The following is an 18,947-nucleotide window of genomic DNA, read 5'->3' on the forward strand; positions in this document are numbered from 1 at the left end:
TCACTCGCCTAGGGAGAATCCTGCGTCCACGTCGGCGCTCGCGTAGGACTTGAACGCGATGTGGGTATCGGTGCGCACGACACCGTCGACACGATTCACGTGTTCGGTGACCACCTCGGCGATCTGTGCGTGGTCGCGGACCTTGACGATGGCAATCAGGTCGACGTCGCCCGCGCACGAGTAGACCTCGGAGACGCCGGCCACATCCGCCACGGCGCGCGCGGTTTCCGGAATGCGATGCACCTCGGCGTGGATGAGAACGATGGCGGTGATCATTCCCTCACTCTAGTTGCCACGCTCGCGGCGGGAGATGTCTCGGACGGCGACACACCACTGCGCGTATCGGCCGACGCCGCCGGCGGGCTCGCAGTACCCCTCGGTGGCGCTCACGACGCGCACACCGTCTGTGTCGAGCCACCGTGCCATCAGCGCAATCTCCTCGGGTGATCCGCCGCGCAGTGGGGTGTCGTCCGGCGTCACGGTTTCCGCGGCCGCTACGAGCGCAGCGACGACGGGCATCGGGGGCACACCACGTCGGGCCACGCCGGCCGAGGCCAGGCGGCCGAATCGGACGACCACGAATTCCCACCCCCCGGTCTGGGCGGGCCGGGCAGCGACGATCTGTTCGAGCCGCGCGAGGGAGCTCAGCCGCTGCATTCGGCGCAGTGCCGTGACGAGCGCTTCGGTTCGATCGCGCAGGCGAGCGGCGGTCTCGAACAGTTCGGCTGCGGCGAGATCGTCGATTCGCCGGAGCAGGACGTCGACGACGGACGAGTCGACTCCCGCGGCGAGGTCTCGGAACGTCTGCGCGACCGGGGCGTAGGCCTCCGCGTCCTGTGGGCCGTCTCCCGCCGCGGCGCACCCTCCCACCGATTCCACCGCACACCCGTGCTGCCTGGAAGCCGGGATGCGACGCGTGCAGGTTCGGATGCGGCAGGTTTCGGCCACGAGCGCAGCCACCTCGACCGCCGCCGTACGGCCGGAGAACGGTCCGAGGCACTGTGCGGTCGGCGTGCGCACCACCGACAACCGCGGGAAGGCCTCGGCGGTGAGCGCGATCCACCACCCGCGCTTGGGAAATTTGGACCGACGGTTGTACGGCGGGGCGTGCGCGACGAGGAGTCGCAGTTCTCGAACGCCTGCCTCGATGGCGTGCGCGCACTCCACGTGGTCGACGCGGGTGGCGAGGGCAACCATCTCCTTCATGCGTCCACGCGTCTCGGACCCGGTGAAGTAGTTGCGTACCCGCCGGTGCAGGTTGGACGAGGTGCCGACGTAGAGAACCTCGTCGGAGGGCCCGCGGAACAGGTACACCCCGGGCGCGTGCGGCAGTCCGTGCGCGAGGTGCCGTTTCGCTCGGTGGGCGGCGGGTACGGCGGGGAGGTAGTCCACCAGCTCCGGATAGCTGTGCACCCCTTGGTTTCCCACCCGTTCGATCAGGTTGTGCAGCACCTCGACGGTGGCCCGTGCGTCGTCGAGGGCGCGGTGAATGGGACGGGTCTGCACGCCGAAGAGCAGCGCGAGCGAGGAGAGCTTGACCGACGGTGCCTCGTCTCGGGTCAGCACGCGTCTGGCGAGCTTGACCGTGCACAGCACCTGGAACGGCGGCCACGCCACGTCCATTCTGGCGGCAGCCGTCTTGAGAAAGCCGACGTCGAACCGCGCGTTGTGCGCGACGAGGATCGATCCGCGCGCGAACTCGATGAAGCTCGGCAGAACCCGTTCGATACGCGGCGCACCCACCAGCATGGCCGTGGAGATTCCGGTGAGTTCGACGATGTACGGAGGAACGCTGCGGCCGGGGTCGACGAGGGTGGCCATCTCGCCGATGACCTCACCGCCGCGGATCTTCACTGCGCCGATCTCGGTGATCGCGTCCTCGTCCGGGCGACCTCCGGTGGTCTCGAGGTCGACCACCACGAACGTGGTGTCGCGCAACGACTGATCGAGCTCGTCGAACGCGAGCTGTTGTCCGGAGGACGCGGGTCGAGCGATCACGAGACGTGACGGTAGGTGGGGGCACCGACAACGTGTCCGCTCGACCGAACGTGTCGGAGGTGCCCGTTACGTTGCGGTCGTTCGGGTACGGATCCGGACGAATTCCCGAGTGAGACGAGGATCACATGATCGTGGATTGTGGCGAATGTCTGGTGCGCGGTGACGCGTGCCGGGACTGCGTTGTGACGGTGCTTCTGGGGGAGCCCGGCATGCCCGAGCGAGGGCTGGATTCGGTCGGTCACGACGACCTCCGAATCAACCTCGAGCAGGAGGAACGAGACGCCATGGCCGTGCTTGCGGACAGTGGTCTGGTACCCCGTCTCAGGTTGGTCACGTCGGCGCTTCCGACGCCTCCGGCTCAGCCCGGCCAACCACGTTCGGACGGGGGTGCGCACGCCGCGGGGTGACCGAATCGTGACCGTTCCGCGACACGTTGTCAGACAGGACTCGACAGGAGGGATGCCATTTCGTAATCTTTCCGAGACATTGCGAAGTCATGCTGCTCCATCCGGGATCGCATCGCAGCGTCACCGCCTAATCGGCCACCACCATTCGGGTGGTCGTACCGGGAACCCACCGTTCTACTTGGGGTGAATCCCGCCGAGCCGCAACCCGGCATCGGTGGGTAGGGCTGATCTTCCCAGCCCGAACCCGTCAGCTAACTCGGTCGGCGGACGAATGGAAGAAATGGAGTACTTCTCTCTCGTGGCGAAACACCGCAAACCGTCGAGCATGTCGCGGCCGGTCCGCAGCGTCCTCGTAGCCGGAGCCCTCACCACCGGCGCAATCGCGATCCCCGCGGCCCCCGCGTTCGCAGCCCCGGTCACCATCCCCGGTGTCGGCACCTTCGACGTTCCCGACCAGATCCTGCAGGCACTCCCGCCGCTGCCGCAGATTCCGGCCGCACCTCAGCTTCCCGCCGTTCCCGCTCCGGCCACGTCGGCCGCGCAGCAGGCGGTCGACGCAGCCGAGAGCAAGATCGGCGCACCCTACGTCTACGGCGCAGCCGGCCCCAACGCGTTCGACTGCTCGGGCCTCGTCCAGTGGGCGTACAAGCAGGCCGGACTGCAGATCCCCCGTACCAGCTACGAGCAGGCGTCGGCCGGTGTTCCCGTCTCCACGGCGAACCTGCAGCCGGGCGACGTGGTGTCGTTCTACGGCGGCTCGCACTCCGGTATCTACATCGGCAACGGCAACGTCGTGCACGCGTCCACGTCCGGTGTTCCGGTCAAGATCGCTCCGCTCGCTTCGATGCCGGTCGACGGGGCAACTCGTTTCGCCTGATCGCTCGACCGACCCAGAGTTCGATGGATGGAGTCAAACCAATCTTTTGGTTTGGCTCCATTCCTCGTAACGGGGAACTACTCGGTAGTACTCTGATGAACCACCAGCCACGCTCGTCCGAACAGGAGTTCCATCCACCGTGTCGTTCTCGGATCGCCAGCGCTCAGTGCGCCGTCTGATGGTGACGGCCGTGGTCGCCGTCGGACTCCTCGTGGGTCCTGCCACCGTCGCCGGCGCGGATCCGGCGCCCGGAGACCCCTCGACTCGGCTGTCGGAGCTCTCTCGGCAGTCCGAAGAGACCACCGAGGCAATGCACAACGCGCAGATCGACCTCGACGCCAAGACGGCCGACCGAGATCGCGCGAATGCGGTGCTCGCGGAGAACCAAGCCGCCCTCGACGCCGCACAGGTGCAGATCGCTGCCGTCCAGCCCACGATCGACAAGATCGCGCAGGCCAACTACCAGGGCGCCCGCACCAATCGCCTGTTCGCATTGATGGTCAGCGACTCACCTCAGCAGATGCTCGATCAGATGTCGGCGCTGGACGTCATCTCCGCCGAAACGCGGGACAAGGTCGACACGTTCATGTCGGCGACCGCGGCGGCGCAGACCGCGAAGGACGCGTCGCAGCAGTCGGCAGACGCGGCGCGTGTGGCCGCCGAGCAGGCGCGAGCGGTCAGCGACGACCTGCAGAACAAGCAGAGTCAACTACAGACCCAGATCGCCGATGTCATGGCTGCGTTCGGTGCACTCAGCGGTGAGGACAAGGCGGCGCTCGCCGGAACCCCGTACCCGCCGGGGTTCGACCCCGCGACGATTCTGGCCACACTCACTCCGGGGTCGCGAATGGGGGCGCTGCAGGCCGCGTTCACCCAGATCGGCAAGCCGTACGTGTGGGGCGCAACGGGGCCCGACGGGTACGACTGCTCCGGGCTCATGGTGTGGTCGTACAAGCAGGTCGGCGTCACCTTGCCCCGATCGAGTCAGGCCCAGGCCGCGGGCGGAACGCCGGTGGACCGGCAGGATCTTCAGCCGGGTGACCTGGTGATCTTCTATCCCGGCGCAACACACGTGGGCATGTACGTCGGTAACGGAAACGTCATTCACGCGTCCACCTTCGGCGTTCCGGTGAAGGTCGAATCAATGGCACGCTGGCCGTTCTACGGAGCGCGACGCTACTGAGCCGGTGGCGTTCGGTCCTGCTGGTCGTCGTCGGAGCGACACTTCTGGCTGCGTGCGGATCCGGGCCTGCCACCACTGCTTCGTCAGACACTGCTTCGTCCGACACTGCGCCTTCTGCTTCGTCCGCGCCGTCGTACGACCAGCAGCGCACCGACGGCCTGAACCGGTTGCTCGCAGCATGGGGGACGGCCGTCCGGTCCGATGACGTCGACACGCTGCGTTCCCTCTTCGATCCGTCTGCCGACCCGGCGTTCGTCGACGCCGAAATTCGGCGGGCACAGAACCTGACCGGGGTTCCGCTCGCCGATTTCGGCTACGAAGTCGATCCGAACACGCCCGAAACACCTGTGCCTCCGGCGACGGCCGACGCCATCACGGGGGCCGTCGACGTGTGGGCGCCCCCGGTTGTGCTGCGGTACGAATACGCGGGCGCCGACATCGGCCCGACCCGCCAGCCTGTCTCGCTTCTCGTCGCTCGTCGCGGCGACGACTGGAAACTGGTGTCCGATTCGACCCTCGGCGACAGCACGCGCAGTACGTGGCGCGGACCGTGGGACTTCGGACCCGTCGTCGTTCGCTCGGTCGACACGGGCGGCACCACCTCCGTGGTGTTGGGTCACGAGGACCGCCGCGCCACGATCGACGCTCTGGCCGACGACACCGCAGCCGCCGTGTCGGCCGTGACCGATTTCTGGGGGGTGGGGTGGTCGCGCCGGGCGGTCGTCGTGGTCACCAGCTCGGACGCGGAGTTCGCGGCGACGACGGGCACCGCGGCGAGCAACACGGACACGGCGGCCACCACGGTCTCCGATCCCGTCACGTCCGGTTTTGCGACGGGTCAGCGCATCGTCTTCAGTCCGTCGTCGCAGGATCGACTCACCGATTTCACGCGCGGCACGGTGCTGCGACACGAGCTCACGCACGTTGCCGCGCGGGTGGCGACGGTGGACACCGCGCCGCTGTGGATGCTCGAAGGGTTCGCCGACTACTCCGGATACCGGGGGACGGGTCGCTCGTTCGCACAGTTGGCGCCGACGCTCACCGCGATCGTTCGCGCGGCCGGACCGCCGCGGGTACTGCCGATCGACTCGGATTTCGGGGCGGGCGGCGCGCGAGGGGCGACGGCGTACGAATCGGCGTGGTCGGTGAACGCGTACGTTGCGGACCGGTTCGGTGAGCCGATGTTGCGCACTCTGTACCGGGCGGTGGCGTCGGCGCCGTCCAACCCGACCGTTCTCGACGGGAATCTGCGGCGGACGCTGGGCGTCGGCACGGACGATTTCCTGAACGGCTGGGGCGCGTGGGTGAACGAGCGCGCCAACTCGTAGCGGTTACGGTGGTGCGATGCGCCGAACGCTGCTGGTGACGAACGACTTCCCGCCGAGGCAGGGCGGCATCCAGTCGTATCTGCACACGTTCGCGTCCTTGCTCCCGGCGGACGATTTGGTGGTCTACGCGCCGCGGTGGCGCGGCGATTCGCACGTAGAATTCGATGCTGCGCAACCGTTCTCGGTGTCGCGTCACCCCACCACCCTGATGCTGCCGACGCCGTTCGTCGCGCGCCGCGCGGCGGATCTGGTGCGCGCTCACGACATCGAGACCGTGTGGTTCGGCGCGGCGGCGCCGCTCGCCCTGCTTGCGCCGGCGATGCGTCGTGCCGGTGCGAGCCGGATCGTCGCCTCGACCCACGGCCACGAGGTGGGGTGGTCGATGTTGCCCGTCGCCCGGCAAGCGTTGCGCCGCATCGGCACTCACACCGACGTCGTGACCTACGTCAGCAAGTACACCCGCGGACGGTTCGCGTCCGCCTTCGGTCCGGACGCGGCGCTCGAACACGTTCCGCCCGGAGTGGACAGCACCGTCTTCAGGCCCGATCCCGATGCGCGCGAGGAGCTCCGGTCCCGGTACGGACTGGGGGACCGGCCGACCGTGCTGTGTCTGTCACGCCTCGTGCCGCGCAAGGGCCAGGACTTTCTGATTCGGTCGCTGCCGGGGATTCGCGAGAAGATCGACGGTGCGATTCTCGTGATCGTCGGCGGCGGTCCCTACGCGGACACGCTACGACGTCTGGCCCGCACGTGCGGTGTCGCCGATCACGTGATCTTCACCGGCTCGGTGCCGAGCGCGGAACTGGCGGCCCACCATACGATCGCCGACGTGTTCGCCATGCCGAGCCGAACACGCGGGGCGGGACTGGACGTCGAGGGACTCGGCATCGTCTATCTGGAAGCGTCGGCGTGCGGCGTTCCGGTGATCGCCGGGTTGTCCGGTGGCGCACCCGAGACGGTGCAGGTGGGAACCACGGGCCTCACCGTCGAGGGGACGTCGGTTACGCAGATCACCGACGCCGTCGTGAGAGTGCTCGGCGATCGCGACGCGGCCGCCAGGATGGGCGCGGCGGGTCGCCGGTTCGTCGAAACCGAGTGGCGCTGGGACACTCTCGCGCAGAGGCTGCAGCGCCACCTCGGCTGACGCTATTTGGCGTAGATCGCCTCGATGTCGTCGCCGTACGTCTGTGCGACCACGTTCCTCTTGAGCTTCATGGTGGGGGTGAGCTCGCCGGTCTCCTCCGTGAAGTCGACGGGAAGAATCCGATACTTCTTGATTGACTCGGCGTGCGAGACGGACTTGTTCGCGTCGGCGACGGCGGAGTCGATTTCGGCGATCAGGTCGGGATCTTTCGTCAGGTCGGCCACCGTCGCGGCCTCGTCCTTGCCGTTGCGCTTCTTCCAGCCGGGGAATGCGTCGGTGTCGATGGTGATCAGGGCGCCGATGAAGGGTTTCTGATCACCGACCACCATGGCCTGGCTGATCAGAGGGCTGGCGCGGAGTTGATCCTCGAGCGCAGCAGGCGCGACGTTCTTGCCGCCCGCGGTCACGATCAGTTCCTTCTTGCGCCCGGTGATCGAGATGAACCCGTCGTCGTCGACCGCCCCGAGGTCGCCGGTGTGGAACCACCCGTCGGTCAGCGATTCGGCGGTGGCCTCGTCGTTGTGCCAGTAGCCCTCGAACACCACTCCGCCCGAGAGCAGGATCTCACCGTCGTCGGCGATGCGAACGGCGTTGCCGGGCAACGGCTTCCCGACGGTGCCGATGCGCTGCTCGGTTCGCGTGTTGACCGCGGCCGCCGCGGTGGTCTCGGTGAGTCCGTAGCCCTCGTAGATGGTGACGCCGATTCCTCGGTAGAAGTGCGCCAGTCGGTCGCCGAGGGGCGCGCCGCCGGAAATCGCCACCTCGCACCGGCCGCCGAGCGCGGCGCGGAGCTTGGAGTAGACCAACCTGTCGAACACGGCGTGCTTGGCCTTGAGCACCAGCGACGGTCCACCGGCGTCGTGGGCTTCGCTCCACGCGACCGCGGTGTCGGCGGCGTTGTCGAAGATCTTTCCCTTGCCGTCGGAGTGCGCGTTCTGGCGGGCGGTGTTGTAGACCTTCTCGAAGACTCGCGGGACGGAGAGGATGAAGTCGGGGCCGAACGAGCCGAAGCTCTGCACGAGGTTCGGGATGTCGCCCGTGTGGGCGACGGTCGCACCGGCGTCGAACGACGCGATGCTCACCGCGCGCGCCAGAACGTGAGCCATCGGCAGGAACATCAACGTCCGCCGGCCTTCGGTGAGAACCTCACCGAAGCTGGTGGCCCGAATTCCCCGCGACTCCGCGATCAGGTTCGAGTGGGTCAGCCGGCAGCCCTTCGGGCGGCCGGTGGTGCCCGAGGTGTAGACGAAGGTCGCCGGGTCCGATGCCTTCAGCGCTGCGACCCGCGATGCGATCTCGGAGTCGGAGACGTCGGCGCCCAGTTCGGTCAACACGTCGACGGCCCCGACCTTCTCGGTCGAGGTGTCGATCTGGAAGACGTGCTGCACGCCCGGCAGGTCGGGAAGGATCTCGGCGAGCATGTTCGAGTGCGCGACCGACTCGACGACGACGCCCACCGCACCGGAATCCTCGAGAATCCACTGCACCTGCCCCGCCGACGACGTTTCGTAGATCGGCACGGTGACTGCTCCCGCCGACCAGATCGCGTAGTCCATCAGCGCCCACTCGTATCGAGTGGCGGACATCAGTGCAATGCGGTCGCCCTGCACCACCCCGGAGGCCACGAGGCCCTTCGCGACCGCCCGCACCTGTGCGGCGAAGTCGGCGGCACGCACGTCGTCCCACCCCGAATCGGACTTGCGGCGGAACACGACCGCATCGGGCCGCGAGGATTCGTGGGCGTAGACGGCGTCCACGACCGATTCGTCGTCACCGATCTCGAACTGGGCGGGAACGCTGAATTCGCGCACGGGAATCCTCCGAACATGCTGTTAGCAGAGCAAATGGAACGGTTGACACAGTAACCCTGCCCGAATTCGCATTTCAGGCAGTGTGTGAAGCTTGCCTCATGAGCAGCGTTCAGGTCGCCGACCAGACCTTCGTCGCAGCCCCGGGGGACGTGGTCGCACTGGTTCTCGGCGAGCGGCGCCGATGGCGTCGTTGGTTCCCGGGTCTCGACGTCGGTGTGCGAGAAGACCGCGGCGGCAAGGGTATTCGGTGGGTGGTGAGCGGCGAACTGGTCGGCACCATGGAGGTGTGGCTCGAGCCGTCGCTGGACGGGGTGATCGTCCACTACTTCCTGCACGCGGAGCCGGCCGGTAATGCGGATCCGGCGGAGATCACCCGCGTGCGCCGCATTGCGGGCAAGAAGATGGCCTTCGACGTCAAGGCCGAAGCCGAGCGCGGGCGCGCGCCGGGGGAGCCACCGTTGTACGCCGCCACCTGATCATGTGGAATAGACGTGCACGAAACGACGGAAGGATCCCACACCCGCCATGGCAGAGCAGACCAAAAGGTCGATAGTCGTCGATGCGTCGTCCGACAAGGTGATGGACGTGATCGCCGATTTCCCTGCGTATCCGGACTGGGTGTCGGCTGCGAAGTCCGTCGAGGTGCTCGAGAGCGCTCCCTCGGGACGCGCCGAGCGCGTGCGGTTCGTTCTCGACGCGGGCATGGTCAAGGACACGTACGAGCTCGAGTACGACTGGTCCGACGACGGCAAATCGGTTGCGTGGCACCTCGTTTCGGGTGAGATGCAGAAGTCGCAGGTCGGTTCCTACACGCTCGTCGACAACGCGGACGGCACCACCGACGTCTCGTACGAGCTGACCGTCGACCTCGCCATTCCGATGATCGGGTTGTTCAAGCGCAAGGCGGAGAAGGTCATCACCGACACCGCTCTCAAGGAACTCAAGAAGCGGGTCGAGGGCTGACGTCCGCCGCGGTCGCACGCTCGCGCGTGCAGCTGTTCGTGGGCAAGGGCGGTACCGGGAAGACGACGATGGCCGCGGCCACGGCCGTAGCGGCCGCGCGCGACGGTCGACGCGTCCTGCTCGCGTCGCTCGACCGGGCGCATTCGCTCACCCACGTGCTGGACGTCGCGCCCTCCCCACTCGGTGAACCCGTGGCGGTGCGAAGTATCGGGGAGAACCTCGACATCGTCGAGATCGATTCGCTCGGTGTTCTCGAATCGCGCTACCGCTCGCTCGCCGCCCTGGCGAGCGCAGCCGGTGCGCACCGGCACGACTCCGGACTCGCGATGCTCGATCCCGAGGAGTTGACGGCCGTCCCCGGAGCCGAAGATCTCGCCGGCCTGGACACGATTCGCGACCTCGCCGACAGCGGCCGGTGGGACGAGATCGTGGTCGACTGCCCGCCGACCGCCGACTGGCTGGCGATGGCCACCGTCCCGTCGCTCGTCGGCGACTACCTCGAACGCATCTGGCCGCGGCACAGCCGAGTCACCGTGGGCGTCAGCGGCGATCCGCGTCTGGCGATGGTCGTCTCGTTGCTCGAGCGCATGGATTCCGGGGCGTCCGAGGTCGCCGACATGCTCACCGACGCCCGAACGACCGCCACCGTGGTGACCACGGCGAGCGCGGTGGTGCTGGCCGAGACCAGGGAACTGCTCGCCGCGAACGCCGTTCTCGGAATCACCACGTCGTGCGTGGTGGTCAACATGCTCGTGCCCCGCCTCGGCTCGGCGCCCACCACCGTTCTCGGGACGCACCCGTCCGTCTTCTGGTTCGAGGCGATGCGGTCCGATCAGGAGCAGCAGCTCGATCGATTCGCCCGGGAGCTTGTCGGTGTCCGCGTCGTCAGGGTCCGGTCGGCTTTTCACGAGCCGGTAGGGTTGGCGGCTCTGGACGCGATTGCCGACGACCTGGTCGACGAGAGCAACGCGACGGGCACCGATCCGTTCCCCGCTGTCGAGCCGAAGGTTCGGCACGAGTCGGGAGCGGGTGTCGATTCCGTGTACGTGATGGCGGTGGAACTGCCACTGGTCGATCCCGACACGGTGAGTGTGGGGCGGGTGGAGGACGACGTGATCGTGAGTGCCGGGCGCGTACGCCGACGCTTTCGTCTCGCGTCCGTGCTGCGCCGCTGCGACGTCGTCGGCGCCGAGTTCGACGACACCACGCTGACCGTTCGCTTCGTCCCCGATCCATCGGTCTGGCCGACGTGACGTCGGGAGAACGTGACCTCGCGGCCGACTTCCGGGTACTCGTCGAGACCGTCCTGGACCGGGTCGAACCGATGATCCGACGGCTCGAGCAGGGCACCGAGGGCGGCGCCGCATGGCAGGGTTGCAGTTGGTGCCCGCTGTGCGCGGCGGCCGCGTTCCTGAAAGGTGAACGGCACGATCTCCTGACTCTGGCCGGCGGCGAGTTGGAGCAAATTCTCGAGCTGGTGCGCGACGTTCTCGGCGAGCACATGGCACGTGCCGGTTCCCCCGATACTGCTGCGCACGAACACGATTCGAGTTCCGACAAGACAGCGGAGTCGAGCCGTCCGGTGGATGCGCCGACCAGTTCGGGCGAGTCAAGGCGAAAGCGCACCTACGAGCCGATTACGGTAACGGTCAAACAATGACATCTCGGCCTGCCACGAGCGGGCCGCGAGCCGGGATCAGCGGGCGGGCCGAGGGCCGGTCGGAGCAGAGGGACACGCAGGGATGAGTTCGTATTCTCGGGTTCGACGGCCTCTGACCATCGGGATCGATGTCGGCGGCACCAGCATCCGGGCCGCGGTGGTCGACGTCGACGGTCAGGTCGTCGATTCGACGCAGGCGCCGACTCCCCAGAGCTCGCGGGCACTGGAGAACGGAATCGACCGTGCGGTGCGCGAGTTGGCGAGCCGGCACGACATCGCGGCCGTGGGTCTCGCGGTGGCGGGGTTCATCAACTCCGACCGCACCGTCGTGCGATTCGCTCCGCACCTTCCGTGGGTGAATCGCCCGGTGGCGCGGGAGATGACCGAACGGCTGGGCGTGCCGGTGATCCTCGAGCACGACGCGAACGCTGCTGCGTGGGCCGAGCATCGGTTCGGGGCGGCGGCCGGAGCCGGCAACGTCGTCATGATCGCCATCGGCACCGGCATCGGTGCGGCACTGCTGATCGACGGAAAGATCTATCGCGGCAGCTACGGCATCGCGCCCGAGCTCGGGCACCTGCAGGTCGTCGCCGACGGACGCCAGTGTGGTTGCGGCAAGCGTGGGTGCTGGGAGCGCTATTGCAGCGGCACGGCGTTGGTGGACACCGCCGTCGAGTTGCTCGCCGCCAACCCCCGCGGGTCGACGGTCCTCGCACGCGAGGCGTTCCTCGATCCCGGATCGCTCACGGGTCGCCGTATCGCGGGTGCGGCGCAGGACGGTGACGTCGTCGCTCTCGACACCATCGCCGAATTCGCACGGTGGCTCGGAATCGGACTGGCCATGGTGTCCGACGTGTACGACCCCGACCGGATGGTGATCGCGGGCGGAGTCGCGAGTTCGTCCGCGCTGTTCCTCGACGCGGCGCGCGAGCACTACGCGACACAGATCACCGGGGCGGGACATCGGCCCCTCGCCCGGATCAGAGCGACGCAACTCGGCGAGGCCGCAGGCATGATCGGGGCGGCGGAACTGGCGCGCGTCGAGGTCGGTGCCGCCCACGCCTGAGAAGAGTGTGAGATGTGTCCAACAGTCTTCGCGGAGTGTGGCTGCTGTCATAAACCGTGAGTAGAGTTCGCAGTTGTCGTGGGGCACTGATCTCAGCGCAGGAAGAGGGACGCAGGCATGTGGTACTGGATCTTCAAGTACGTTCTTCTCGGCCCGATATTGCACCTTCTCGGTCGCCCGAAGGTCATCGGTCTGGAGAACATCCCCGACGACGGAAGCGCAATTCTGGCGAGCAATCACCAGGCGGTTCTCGACTCGTTCTTCCTGCCGCTGGTGGTCTCGCGCCGCATCACGTTCCTCGCCAAGAGCGAGTACTTCACCGGCACCGGTCTGAAGGGCTTCCTGCAGCGGTGGTTCTTCACCGCCGCGGGCCAGGTCCCGATCGACCGCACCGGAGCCGACGCCGCGCAGGACGCGCTCAACTCCGGCATGCGGGTTCTCGCCAAGGGCAAGCTTCTCGGCATCTACCCGGAGGGCACGCGCTCACCCGACGGCCGCCTGTACAAGGGCAAGACGGGCCTGGCTCGCCTGGCCCTCGAGTCGGGCGCGAAGGTGGTCCCGGTCGCCATGATCGGCACCGAGAAGGTCAACCCGATCGGATCCCGCATCTGGAAGCCGGCCAAGGTCACGATCAAAATCGGTGAGCCGCTGGACTTCTCGCGGTACGAGGGCATGACGGGCAACCGGTTCGTCGAGCGCGCCGTGGCCGACGAGGTGATGTACGACCTGATGAAGCTCAGCGGTCAGGAGTACGTCGACGTCTACGCCGCGAGCCTGAAGGAGAAGGCGGTCACGCCGGCGACTGCGCAGGTGGCCTCGTCTCGATTTCCGGACTCGAAGGCCTCCTGACGCGACCGTCGGGCAGTAGCGCGACGGCGACGATGCACGCCAGGCCCCACCACACGTAGGACGAAGCGATCAGCTGGTCCGACACGGGCCATCCCAGGCCGTTCCAGCGTCCCTGTCCCAGACGCCAGTGTGCGGGGTAGTGCATCAGCAGAACCCCCACGACGACGAGAACTCCGAAGACGATGCTGCGGCAGGTGAGCGCAACGTAGGCCAACGCCGCCATCAGCGGGACGGCCCACACCCAGTGGTGCGACCAGGACACCGGTGACACCAGCAGCCCGAGCACGGCATTCACGCACAGCGCCAACACCGGTTGACCGGCCTGCAGAGCGCGGTGGATGGCGACCACCGAAATTGCCAGCACCACGGCGCTGATCGCGATCCACAACATCGTTCGCAGGGATTCGCTAGTTCCGAGTCGGGCCAGCAATCCGGTGATGCTCTGATTCGAGATGTAGGGCGGATTGCCGATGCGGGAGGAATCGATCAACACCTCGGTCCAGTACCGGACCGAGTTCGAGAACGTGATCGCGAACCCGATGCCCGTGAACACCAGGAAGCTGACGCACGTGACGATCGCCGAGCGGTAGTCGCGTTTGACCAGGAAGTACAGAACGAACACGGCGGGCGTCAGCTTGATCGCCGTGACGGCGCCGATGAGAGTGCCGCGCGGCCACGGCGTCTTCTTCAGAAGTACGTCCACCGTGACGAGGCACATCAGCACGATGTTGATCTGGCCGTAGTCGAACGTCGACCACACCGGCTCGAGGGCGAACGCACCGGCGCAGATCGCCGCGGTGAACCACAGCGTCGTCGACAGGCGCAGCCGGACCAGCGCGCGGAGAACGACGAACACGGTGACTGCCATCGTGACCATGGACATCAGCGACATGATCGTGCCCGCGGCGTTCAGGGGGATCAACGCCATCGGGGTGAAGGAAATGGCGGCGAGTGGGGGATAGGTGAAGGGCAGCGGGATGTCGTAGAACGTGCGCGGCAGAACCCCGTAGAGGTCGATACCGTCGAGCAATGCGCCGCCGCCGATGCGGTAGACGTCGAGGTCGATTCGGTAGGGGAATCCGAAGTCGCGCAACGGCGGGAAGCCGGCGAGGTTGTAGAGAACTCCGACCACCACCGCGATCGAGACGGCGACCTTGGCGAGGAGTCGTACCGGGCCGGGCACCCTCACGGTCGGGCCGCCGTAGGCCGCCGGTTCCTGTGTCGTCATGGGTGCAGTACTCATCCGTTCGAGTTGGTCGGGTGTGACTACGCTGGCCGAGTGCGCTACTTCTACGACTGCGAGTTCATCGAGGATGGTCGCACAATCGAGTTGGTGTCCATCGGCGTCGCCGCCGAGGACGGCCGTGAATATTATGCGGTCTCCACCGAGTTCGACCCCGAACGTGCAGGTAAATGGGTTCGCCGCAACGTGCTGCCCAAGCTTCCGCCGTTCTCGTCACCGTTGTGGCGCTCCCGCGCACAGATCCGCGACGAGCTGCTCGAGTTTCTGACGGTCGCGCCGTCGGTCGAGCTGTGGGCGTGGGTCGCCGCGTACGACCACGTGGCGCTCTGCCAACTGTGGGGACCCATGACGGCGCTCCCGCGGTCCATGCCGAGGTTCACCCGCGAACTCAAGCAGCTGTGGGAGGACTCGGGGTCTCCGCCCATTCCGCCGGCGCCCGACGATTCCCACGACGCGCTCGCCGACGCACGCCACAACCTCGCCAAGTTCCGAGCCATCGAGGCCGCCGTCGCGCGTAGTTGGTGAACAACTACCCTGTACGGGTGAACTGGACTGTCGACGTTCCCATCGAACGTTTGCCCGAATTGCCTCCGCTGCCCGACGCCATGCGCGATCAGCTCGACGAGGCCTTGAGCAAACCCGCTGCTCAGCAGCCCACGTGGCCGCTCGATCAGGCCGAGGCCATGCGCAAGGTGCTCGAGAGCGTGCCGCCCATCACCGTCGCGAGCGAAGTCGAGACGCTCTCGGACAATCTCGCTGCCGTCGCCCGCGGCGAAGCCTTCCTGCTGCAGGGTGGCGATTGCGCCGAGACCTTCGTCGACAACACCGAGCCGCACATCAAGGGCAACATTCGCACGTTGCTGCAGATGGCGGTCGTGCTCACCTACGGTGCCTCCGTTCCCGTGGTCAAGGTCGCCCGCATCGCGGGCCAGTACGCCAAGCCGCGCTCGGCCGACACCGACGCCCTCGGACTGCGGTCCTACCGCGGCGACATGATCAACTCGCTGGTGGCCGACGACGCGGTCCGCGTCCACGACCCGTCGCGACTCGTGCGCGCGTACGCCAACGCCAGTGCGGCGATGAACCTCGTGCGGGCACTGACGGGCGCCGGGATGGCCGACCTCCACAAGGTGCACGACTGGAACCGCGAGTTCGTGCAGAACTCGCCCGCCGGCGCGCGGTACGAGCAGCTCGCCGCCGAGATCGACCGCGGACTGCGTTTCATGGACGCGTGCGGCGTGCAGGATCCCAACCTGCACCAGGCGACCATCTTCGCCAGCCACGAGGCGCTCGTGCTCGATTACGAGCGCGCAATGCTGCGGCTGGACAACGACAGCGACCACCCGAAGCTGTACGACCTGTCGGCGCACTTCCTGTGGATCGGTGACCGCACCCGTCAGCTCGACGGCGCGCACATCGCGTTCGCCGAACTCGTGTCCAACCCGATCGGTCTCAAGATCGGGCCCAGCACCACCCCGGAGATGGCCGTCGAGTACGTCGAGCGGCTCGACCCGACCAACAAGCCGGGCCGGCTGACCCTGATCTCCAGGATGGGCAACGGCAAGGTCCGGGACATCCTGCCGGGCATCATCGAGAAGGTGCAGGCCACCGGCCACCAGGTCATCTGGCAGTGCGATCCGATGCACGGCAACACACACGAAGCGTCGACCGGCTACAAGACACGGCACTTCGACCGGATCGTCGACGAGGTGCAGGGCTTCTTCGAGGTGCACAACGGCCTCGGCACGCACCCGGGCGGTATCCACGTGGAGCTGACCGGAGAAAACGTCACCGAGTGCCTCGGCGGCGCTCAGGACATCTCCGACCTGGACCTGTCCGGCCGGTACGAGACGGCGTGCGATCCCCGGCTCAACACCCAGCAGTCGCTGGAACTGGCGTTCCTCGTCGCGGAGATGCTGCGCGACTGACCGGCTAAGGCAGGGACACCAGCGTGACGGTGCCGCCCGGTTCGATGCGCTCTCCCGCCGCAGGGGTCTGAGAGAGCACGAAGGACCGGTCGGTCTGCGCCACCTGACGCACCACGACCTTCAGTCCGAGGGCTTGCAGTGTGTTGCGGGCGGTTCCGACCGAGTTGGCGACGACGGACGGCACCGGAACCGCGTTGGAGACCGACAGGGTGATCTCGGAACCGGCGCTGATCGTCTGTCCCGCCGGTGGATCGGTGGCGATGGCCTTGCCTGCGTCCACGTTCTCGTCGAACGTCGTGTCGACGGTGCCCACGGTGAGTCCGACGGATTCGAGTGCGGCCCGCGCATCCGCTTCGCTTGCGCCTGCCACGTTCGGGACCTGCACGGGCGGAGCGCCCTTGCTCATCACGACCTTGACGGCGGTGCCCACGGGCAGTGTGGTGCCGGGCGGTGGATTCAGCGCGGCGACGGTGCCGGCGGCCGCAGTGGTCGAGAACGCCTCGCCGCCGGAGACGGGCTTGAAGGTTCGGTCACGCAGCGCCTGCTCCACCTCGCCGCGGTTCGACGTCGCCGCGAGGGACGGAACCACGGGTTGTCCGAGCGAAACCAGAAGGGCCACGCTCGCGCCCTTCGCGATGCGTGACCCGGCAACGGGATCGGTTCCCAGCAGCCGATCGGGCGGATCGGTGTCGGAGTACGTTCCGCGCACGGTCGTGGTGAGGTCGGCGGCCACGATCGCCTCCTGGGCGGTGCTCTGACTCATCCCGTCGGTCGCCGGAACCGCGGTGTAGCGGCCGGATCCCATCCACCAGCCACCGAATCCCACCGCCAGCGCCAGCAGCAGAATCACCAGCAGCCACGCGATGATCGTCCTTCGTGACTTACGACGTTCGGCGTCGAAGTCGGGGAACGCGAAGCCTCGGCTCGGCGGGGGAAGGGGTGGCTCCGCGTCCTCGTCTCGCGGAGTTGCGGTGGTCACCATGCGAGTGCGGTGCGGGCCGGCGTCGCGCACGAAGTCACCGCGCTCGAAGTCACCGCGCTCGAAATCGCTCTGTGGGACTGCCACGATGGCTGTCTCCGGGGTGCGCGGTGCCTCGGGTGCGTACGGGCGCGGTGACGCGAGGGTCTCGGAGCTGAGGTGCTCTGCCGACTTGGACGGGGCGGGTACGCGATACGTCGGCAGCTGCAGGGCACGTGACACCGAGCGCAAGGCCTCGGCCATCGCATCCGCATTGGCGAAGCGGGCATCGGGGTTCCGATCGGCCGCGTGGCGCACGAGGGTGTCGAACTGGGACGGCACGCCGGCGATGCGCGAGCTGGGCGGCGGGACGTCGTTCTCGATGCGCTGGTACGCGATCGACAGCGACGTGTCGCCGGTGAACGGTGTGCTCCCCGTCAATACCTCGAACAGCAGGATGCCGGCCGAGTAGACGTCGCTGCGTGCATCGCTCTTGCCGACGGTCACCTGCTCGGGGGAGAGGTAGGCAGCGGTCCCCAGAATCACGCTGTTCGACGTCGTCGTCGATGCCGCGACGGCGCGCACGAGGCCGAAGTCCGCAATCTTGACCTCGCCGCCGTCGGAGATCAATACGTTCTCGGGCTTGACGTCGCGGTGCACCAGCCCAGCGCGGTGCGCGACGGCGAGGGCGTCGAGCACCGGTTGCATCACCGCGGCGGCGGCGTGGGGCGGCATCGGTCCGCGTTCGCGCAGAAGTTCGCGCAGCGTGCCGCCTTCGACCAGTTCCATCACGAGGAACGCCAGTTCGCCGTCGCGGCCGTGGTCGTACACCGCGACGAGGCCGGGATGGTTCAGCCGCGCGACGGCGCGAGCCTCGAACTCGAACCGCTGCAGGAACGCCGGGTCCGCAGCGAACTGAGGGTCCATGATCTTGATTGCGACGGGGCGGTCGAGGCGCGTGTCCAAACCTCGGTACACCGTGGACATACCGCCGCGCGCGATGGGAGCGTCGACGCGGTATCGACCGTCGACGATCGCGCCGAGCAAGCTCTGTCCGGGGTGAATCACTGCGCCCACTTTCGGGATCTGGAGGATCTTCTCGCGTTCGATGGTAGCCAGCCGAGCGCCCGACGACGGCCGGTGACTACCGTTGACACCTGTGAGTGCCATTCCATTCTGTGACGACGTCCTGCCTGCGGACGAGTCCGTGCTGCCACTTCCCGACGTCGCGGACCTGCTCGGTCTGCCCGTATCGAGGGTTCATCAACTGGTGCGAGATCAGAAGCTCATCGCTCTGCGCCGCAACGGAGTGGTGTCCATTCCGGCGAAGTTTCTCGACGAGGACGGCCAGCCGCTCAAGCAGTTGGCCGGCCTGATCGCCGTCATGACCGACGGCGGCTACGGCCACCCCGCGATTCTGCGCTGGTTGTACACGCCCGACGACACGCTGCCGGGGACTCCCGTCGACGTGCTTCGTGGCCAGCATGCTCGCGAGGTCATCCGCCGCGCACAGGCCATGGCTTTCTAGCTGC

Annotated in this window: 19 protein-coding genes and 1 riboswitch; of the genes, 14 read left to right on the plus strand and 5 right to left on the minus strand. The window is 67.4% G+C overall.

Translation table 11 applies throughout. From position 1 onward, the window contains the following. Both AC59JP_RS02845 and AC59JP_RS02850 read right to left on the minus strand, forming a co-directional pair. Complete coding sequence (locus AC59JP_RS02845; RefSeq protein WP_497324110.1) at nt 1-276, minus strand: Lrp/AsnC family transcriptional regulator; 276 nt, start codon at nt 274-276, stop codon at nt 1-3. Between the two features lie 9 nt (nt 277-285). After that, entirely contained in the window at nt 286-1,998 is a 1,713-nt protein-coding gene (locus AC59JP_RS02850) for a DEDD exonuclease domain-containing protein (RefSeq protein ID WP_497324111.1), read from the minus strand. Nucleotides 1,999-2,123: 125 nt separating this feature from the next. Between AC59JP_RS02850 and AC59JP_RS02855 the strand changes: the two genes are divergently transcribed. From AC59JP_RS02855 to AC59JP_RS02875, 5 genes are all read left to right on the plus strand, one after another. Beyond that, complete coding sequence (locus AC59JP_RS02855) at nt 2,124-2,405, plus strand: hypothetical protein (RefSeq protein ID WP_497324112.1); 282 nt, start codon at nt 2,124-2,126, stop codon at nt 2,403-2,405. 114 nt (nt 2,406-2,519) lie between these two features. After that, a riboswitch (cyclic di-AMP (ydaO/yuaA leader) is annotated at nt 2,520-2,687 on the plus strand. Between the two features lie 43 nt (nt 2,688-2,730). Beyond that, nucleotides 2,731-3,282 (plus strand): C40 family peptidase, encoded by a 552-nt coding sequence (locus AC59JP_RS02860; RefSeq protein ID WP_497324843.1) that lies wholly within the window; start codon nt 2,731-2,733, stop codon nt 3,280-3,282. A gap of 139 nt (nt 3,283-3,421) precedes the next feature. Then, entirely contained in the window at nt 3,422-4,465 is a 1,044-nt protein-coding gene (locus AC59JP_RS02865; RefSeq protein ID WP_497324113.1) for a C40 family peptidase, read from the plus strand. Nucleotides 4,466-4,632: 167 nt separating this feature from the next. Continuing rightward, entirely contained in the window at nt 4,633-5,793 is a 1,161-nt protein-coding gene (locus AC59JP_RS02870) for a hypothetical protein (RefSeq protein ID WP_497324114.1), read from the plus strand. Nucleotides 5,794-5,809: 16 nt separating this feature from the next. Next, nucleotides 5,810-6,937: a glycosyltransferase family 4 protein gene (locus tag AC59JP_RS02875; protein ID WP_497324115.1), complete on the plus strand. Its 1,128-nt coding sequence runs from the start codon at nt 5,810-5,812 to the stop codon at nt 6,935-6,937. Nucleotides 6,938-6,939: 2 nt separating this feature from the next. On the opposite strand, the gene AC59JP_RS02880 is transcribed toward AC59JP_RS02875, so the two are convergent. Further along, nucleotides 6,940-8,748, minus strand: coding sequence for an AMP-dependent synthetase/ligase (locus AC59JP_RS02880; RefSeq protein WP_497324116.1), 1,809 nt, complete (start codon nt 8,746-8,748; stop codon nt 6,940-6,942). 98 nt (nt 8,749-8,846) lie between these two features. Here AC59JP_RS02880 and AC59JP_RS02885 point away from each other — a divergent pair, with 98 nt between their 5' ends. The 6 genes from AC59JP_RS02885 (at nt 8,847) to AC59JP_RS02910 (ending at nt 13,286) form a co-directional block, all read left to right on the plus strand. Next, on the plus strand, nt 8,847-9,224 hold the full coding sequence (locus AC59JP_RS02885) for a polyketide cyclase / dehydrase and lipid transport (RefSeq protein ID WP_497324117.1): 378 nt from the start codon (nt 8,847-8,849) through the stop codon (nt 9,222-9,224). Between the two features lie 49 nt (nt 9,225-9,273). Beyond that, entirely contained in the window at nt 9,274-9,711 is a 438-nt protein-coding gene (locus tag AC59JP_RS02890) for an SRPBCC family protein (protein WP_497324118.1), read from the plus strand. A 26-nt stretch (nt 9,712-9,737) separates the two neighbouring features. Then, nucleotides 9,738-10,964 (plus strand): ArsA family ATPase, encoded by a 1,227-nt coding sequence (locus AC59JP_RS02895; RefSeq protein WP_497324119.1) that lies wholly within the window; start codon nt 9,738-9,740, stop codon nt 10,962-10,964. Next, a complete protein-coding gene (locus tag AC59JP_RS02900; protein ID WP_497324120.1) occupies nt 10,961-11,371 on the plus strand; it encodes a hypothetical protein in 411 nt (136 codons plus the stop codon). The genes AC59JP_RS02895 and AC59JP_RS02900 overlap by 4 nt, the downstream gene beginning before the upstream one ends. 82 nt (nt 11,372-11,453) lie before the next feature. Then, on the plus strand, nt 11,454-12,437 hold the full coding sequence (locus AC59JP_RS02905; protein ID WP_188544577.1) for an ROK family protein: 984 nt from the start codon (nt 11,454-11,456) through the stop codon (nt 12,435-12,437). Nucleotides 12,438-12,554: 117 nt separating this feature from the next. Then, nucleotides 12,555-13,286, plus strand: a complete 732-nt coding sequence (locus tag AC59JP_RS02910; RefSeq protein WP_497324121.1) for a lysophospholipid acyltransferase family protein — start codon at nt 12,555-12,557, stop codon at nt 13,284-13,286. Here AC59JP_RS02910 and AC59JP_RS02915 read toward each other — a convergent pair. Then, nucleotides 13,228-14,514, minus strand: a complete 1,287-nt coding sequence (locus tag AC59JP_RS02915; protein WP_497324122.1) for a glycosyltransferase 87 family protein — start codon at nt 14,512-14,514, stop codon at nt 13,228-13,230. The two genes, AC59JP_RS02910 and AC59JP_RS02915, sit on opposite strands and share 59 nt — an antisense overlap. A gap of 51 nt (nt 14,515-14,565) precedes the next feature. Between AC59JP_RS02915 and AC59JP_RS02920 the strand changes: the two genes are divergently transcribed. Both AC59JP_RS02920 and AC59JP_RS02925 read left to right on the plus strand, forming a co-directional pair. Then, on the plus strand, nt 14,566-15,054 hold the full coding sequence (locus tag AC59JP_RS02920; RefSeq protein WP_497324123.1) for a polyadenylate-specific 3'-exoribonuclease AS: 489 nt from the start codon (nt 14,566-14,568) through the stop codon (nt 15,052-15,054). A gap of 17 nt (nt 15,055-15,071) precedes the next feature. Next, nucleotides 15,072-16,457: a class II 3-deoxy-7-phosphoheptulonate synthase gene (locus tag AC59JP_RS02925; protein WP_497324124.1), complete on the plus strand. Its 1,386-nt coding sequence runs from the start codon at nt 15,072-15,074 to the stop codon at nt 16,455-16,457. 4 nt (nt 16,458-16,461) lie between these two features. Here the strand turns inward: AC59JP_RS02925 and pknB are convergent, their stop codons facing one another. Then, on the minus strand, nt 16,462-18,585 hold the full coding sequence (gene pknB, locus AC59JP_RS02930) for a Stk1 family PASTA domain-containing Ser/Thr kinase (protein WP_497324125.1): 2,124 nt from the start codon (nt 18,583-18,585) through the stop codon (nt 16,462-16,464). On the opposite strand from pknB, the gene AC59JP_RS02935 reads away from it, so the two are divergent. After that, nucleotides 18,575-18,943 (plus strand): Rv2175c family DNA-binding protein, encoded by a 369-nt coding sequence (locus tag AC59JP_RS02935; RefSeq protein WP_497324126.1) that lies wholly within the window; start codon nt 18,575-18,577, stop codon nt 18,941-18,943. The genes pknB and AC59JP_RS02935 overlap by 11 nt on opposite strands. The last annotated feature ends 4 nt before the right edge of the window (nt 18,944-18,947 follow it).

This window comes from Rhodococcus sp. 320_ES (assembly GCF_059691855.1).